This is a genomic window from Patulibacter medicamentivorans (genome assembly GCF_000240225.1).
In the GTDB taxonomy this organism is placed as follows: Bacteria; Actinomycetota; Thermoleophilia; order Solirubrobacterales; family Solirubrobacteraceae; genus Patulibacter; species Patulibacter medicamentivorans.
Genome location: NZ_AGUD01000175.1, coordinates 1 through 4,354, shown reverse-complemented (window position 1 = coordinate 4,354; position 4,354 = coordinate 1). Strand labels below are relative to the sequence as shown.

General features: G+C 76.3%; 5 protein-coding genes. 1 reads left to right on the top strand and 4 read right to left on the bottom strand.

Translation table 11 applies throughout. From position 1 onward, the window contains the following. Positions 1-891 (top strand): glycosyltransferase family 2 protein (locus PAI11_RS11010; protein ID WP_040599905.1); only part of this gene is annotated, 891 nt, incomplete at its 5' end. A gap of 35 nt (positions 892-926) precedes the next feature. Here PAI11_RS11010 and PAI11_RS11005 read toward each other — a convergent pair. The 4 genes from PAI11_RS11005 to PAI11_RS10990 form a co-directional block, all read right to left on the bottom strand. Then, on the bottom strand, positions 927-1,505 hold the full coding sequence (locus tag PAI11_RS11005; RefSeq protein WP_007574459.1) for a hypothetical protein: 579 nt from the start codon (positions 1,503-1,505) through the stop codon (positions 927-929). Between the two features lie 48 nt (positions 1,506-1,553). After that, positions 1,554-2,555: a lipoyl synthase gene (lipA, locus tag PAI11_RS11000; protein ID WP_007574457.1), complete on the bottom strand. Its 1,002-nt coding sequence runs from the start codon at positions 2,553-2,555 to the stop codon at positions 1,554-1,556. A gap of 9 nt (positions 2,556-2,564) precedes the next feature. Next, positions 2,565-3,410 carry a lipoyl(octanoyl) transferase LipB gene (gene lipB, locus PAI11_RS10995; protein ID WP_007574455.1) on the bottom strand — a complete coding sequence of 282 codons (846 nt, stop codon included), beginning with the start codon at positions 3,408-3,410 and terminating at the stop codon, positions 2,565-2,567. Next, positions 3,407-4,354, bottom strand: a 948-nt coding sequence (locus tag PAI11_RS10990; protein WP_040599902.1) for a polysaccharide deacetylase family protein, incomplete at its 5' end; no start/stop codon positions are given. The genes lipB and PAI11_RS10990, both read right to left, overlap by 4 nt.

The window sequence follows — 4,354 nt, the reverse complement described above, 5'->3', positions numbered from 1 at the left end:
GACGAGCTGCTGGTCGTCGACGACCGCTCGAGCGACCGCACCGCCGAGGTCGCGGCCGCCCGCGGCGCGCGGGTCGTCGCCGGCGACGAGCCGCCGCCCGGCCGGGTCGGCAAGCCGTGGGCGCTGGAGCAGGGCCTGCGGGTCGCGTCCGGCGAGCTGGTCGTGACGCTCGACGCCGACACCCGGCCGCGCCGGGGCCTGATCGCGGGGCTCGTCGGGGAGCTGCGGCGGGCCGAGGCGCTCGACGCCCGGCCTCAGCTGCTGAGCGCGACGGCCCGCTTCGACTGTCGCGGCGCGGGCGAGCTGCTGCTGCACCCCGGGTTCGTCGCGACCGAGGTCTACCGCTACGGCCCGCTCGACGTGCTCGGGCACGAGTCGCCGCCCGGCCGCGCGACGGCCAACGGCCAGGTCATCTGCGTTCGCGCCCGTGCCCTGCGCGAGGCCGGCGGGTTCGCGCTCGCGGCCGGCCACCTGACCGACGACGTCGCGCTCGCGCGGGCGCTCGCCGGCCGCGGCTGGCGGGTCGCCCGGGTCGACGCGAGCGCGCTGGTCGACGTCCGGATGTACGAGTCGGCGGCCGAGACCTGGGACGGCTGGGGCCGATCGATCACCGCCAGCGACGTGACGGGCCGCGGCTGGCTGGCGCTCGACCTGCTGGTGCTGTGGACGGCCCAGGCGCTGCCGCTGTGGCGGATCGTCCTGCGGCGCGGCGACCGGCTCGACGCGGCGCTGCTGCTGGCGCGGATCGCGGTCGCGGCCCGCGCCGCCCGCATCTACCGACGCCGCGGGCCGTGGTTCTGGCTCGCCCCGCTGGTCGACCTGCCGGTCGTCGTGCGGTTCACCGCCGCGGTCCTGCGGCCCGCCCGCTCCTGGCGTGGCCGTCGCTACTGACGGCCGGGCGTCGACCGGCGCCGGCGTGGCCGCGGCTAGCGACTCGCGGCGGGCGTGACGGGCGTCGTGGGCGGCGCGGCCAGCAGGCGCAGGGGCAGGCCCGCGAGCAGCCCGAGCGCGAGCGCGGCGAGCGGCACCAGCGCGGTCATCCCGGTCCCGGTCGGCAGGACGGCGTTGGTCGCCTCGCCGAGCGCGATCAGGGCGATCCCGGCCAGCGTCCAGAGCGCGGCGGGCACGGCGATCATGCCGCCGGCCCCCGGGATCAGCGAGAAGCTCAGCACCCGCGCGGTCGGGGCCAGGCCGACGTAGACCCCGGCGAGCGCCGCCGCGCCGCCGGCCACGGCCAGCGGGCCGAGCGGGTTCCAGGCGGTCGGCGGACGGCTGTCGCCGGCCCCGAGCGCGACCCCGACGGTCAGCGCGGCCCCGGCCGCCGCGACCAGCACGGCGATCGACGGGCGACCGCGGCGGGCGACGCCGTCGCCGGCGATCAGGATCACGATCGCCGCCAGCAGGCCGACCAGCGGGCGCACCCCGCCGGCGACGAGCGCGATCGCCGCCAGCACCCAGGCGACGCCGGCGCGGTCGTGGGCGAGGTCGTCCTTGAGCGGGAGCACGGCCTGCGACGGTAGCGGAGCGCCGCGCCGTCGGCCGCCGCGATCGGGCTAGGCGGCCGCCTCGGCCAGCGGGCCGACGCCGGGCTTGTCCTGGTCGATGTGCTCGTCGGCGTGGTAGCTGGAGCGGACCAGCGGGCCGGCGGCGACGTGGTCGAAGCCGAGCTCCTCCATGCCGATCCGGGCCAGCTCGTCGAACTCGTCCGGGTGCCAGTAGCGGACGACCGGCAGGTGGTCCTTGGTCGGCCGCAGGTACTGGCCGATCGTGAGGATCTGGACGTCGACGGCGCGCAGGGCCTTCATCGTCTCGACGACCTCGGCGAAGCTCTCGCCGAGCCCGACCATCAGCCCCGACTTGGTCGACAGCGAGTCGCCGGCCATCGCCTTGGCGTTCTTCAGCACCCGGCAGGAGCGCACGAAGGTCGAGCCGCGACGGGCCAGCGGGTAGAGCCGCGGGACCACCTCGACGTTGTGGTTGAAGACGTCGGGGCCGGCCTCGAGCACGGTCGCCAGCGGCATCTCCTCGCCCCGGAAGTCGGGGGTCAGCGTCTCGATCTTGGTCTCCGGCGACTGGCGGCGGACCTGGTTGATCGTCGCCGCCCAGATCCGCGAGCCGTAGTCGGGCAGGTCGTCGCGATCGACCGAGGTGATGACGGCGTGCCGCAGGCCCATGCGGGCGATCGAGCGGGCCACGCGGGCGGGCTCCAGCGGGTCGTTCCAGGTCGGCGTGCCGGTCATCACGTGGCAGAAGCCGCAGCGACGGGTGCAGGTGTCGCCGAGGATCATGAACGTCGCGGTGCCGCGCTCCCAGCAGTCGCCGATGTTCGGGCAGGCGGCCTCCTGGCAGACGGTGTGGAGGTTCTCGTCCTCCATCGTCCGGCGCAGCTCGCGGTACTTCTCGCCGCCCGGGGCCGGGACCTTGAACCACTCGGGCTTGCGCGAGCGGTAGGGCACGGTCGCCGTACCCAGGACCTTCGCGACGTCCATCCCGCCGGGATTGGCCCGCGAGCGGGTCTGGCGGATCGGCAGCGTCGCCTTCGGCACCTCGGACACGACCCCAGCCTAGCGAGCCGGCTCGGGCGCCCCCGGCGGCCGCGGCGCGACCGCCCGCCGATCGGCGGGCTCCGGCAACGTCGGGGCAACGTCGCCGTGCGCGGCGGCCAGCGCCCGGACCGCGGCCGCGTCGAGCGCGACGGTCGCGATCCCCAGCTCCCCGGCCAGCGCGGCGGCCACCCGCTCGCCGGCGGCGCGGACCGCGGCGCTCGCGTCGAGCCCGGGGTCGGAGGCCAGATCGGGATCGCCGGCCTCGCGGGCGATCGAGGTCATCGGCGTCGTCAGCCCGCAGGGGACGATCCACTCGAACGGCGTCAGGTCGGTGACGACGTTGAGCCCGAGCCCGTGGGTGGTCACGCCGTGCGCCAGGTGCAGCCCGATCGAGCCGAGCTTGCGATCCCCGACCCACGCGCCGGTGAAGGCGATCCCGTCGGCGGCGCGGCCGCGGGCGTCGATCCCGCGGTCGCGGGCGACGGCGACCATCGCCCGCTCGATCGCCCCGACCAGCCCGATCACGTCGCGGGTGGCGACGACCAGGTAGCCGACCAGCTGGCCCGGCCCGTGGTAGGTCGCCTTGCCGCCACGGGCGACGTCGACGATCTCGATCCCGCGCTCGCCGTACCAGGCGTCGCCGAACGGCAGCTCGTCGGCGCTCGCGCGGCGGCCGCGGGTGTAGACCGGCGGGTGCTCGAGCAGCAGCAGCAGGTCGCCGACCGCGCCGGCCCGGCGCGCGTCCCGCAGCCGCTCCTGGAGCGCCAGCGCCTCGCGGTAGGGGACGGTCCCCAGGTCGACGACGTGCAGCGGCCCGCCGGGGTCGGCGAGGACCGGCCCGTCGGCGACCGGCCGCCCGCTCACGACGCCGCCTTGCCGGGGGTCAGGTCGATCGGGCAGCCGTCGAAGCCCTTGCGCAGCTGCGACTCGCTGGGACCGTCGCCGGCGAGCATCTGGGAGACGGTGACGGGCGTCAGGCCCCGCTTGCGGATCTCGCGGATGATCGTCGGCAGCGCGGCCAGCGTGTTCGGCTTGACCTCGTGCATGAGGATGATCGACCCCGGCTTGAGGCCCTGGATCGCGCGGTCCGCGATCGTCTTCGTCGGCACGCCGAGGGCGTCCTGGGTGTCGACGTTCCAGAGCACCTGGACCATGTGGCGGTCGCGGACGAGCTTGTCGGTGGTCGCGTTGTGGGACTCGTAGGGCGGCCGGAAGAGCCGCGGGGCGCGACCGAGGACGCGGGTCGAGGCGTTCTCGCCCTTGGTGATCTCGTCGCGCTGGTCGCGGGCGCTGAGCGAGGCCAGCGGCGGGTGGTTCTGGGTGTGCGACCCGGAGTCCCAGCCGAGGTTGCGCTCGGCCAGCACGTACTGCTCGCGGCCGGGGATGTTGCGCCCGACCCGGAAGACGGTGACCGGGACCTTCTCACGCGAGAGCAGGTTGAGGAACTGCGGCGACAGCGGCCAAGGACCGTCGTCGAGGGTCAGCGCGACCCACGGCTTGCGGCCGGCGCCGCAGTAGACCGGCAGGCCGATCCGGGCGTAGCGCTCGACCGCCGCCGCCCGGTCGATCCGGTCGATCGCGTCGGCCGAGGCGGCGCTCAGCGGTCCTGCCAGCAGGCGGTGCGCGGTCGGCCGCGAGCGCTCGTCGCCGCTGCCGCCGGCCAGCGCCTGGACGGCGATCGCCAGCATCGCGACGACCACGACCACGGTCCCGATCGCGACGGCGCGACGGCGGTGGGCGACCGGGAACGGCGTCGACCCGGCCGGCCGCGGGAGGCGCCAGCGGTCGGGCGCGGCCGCGGGGGCCGG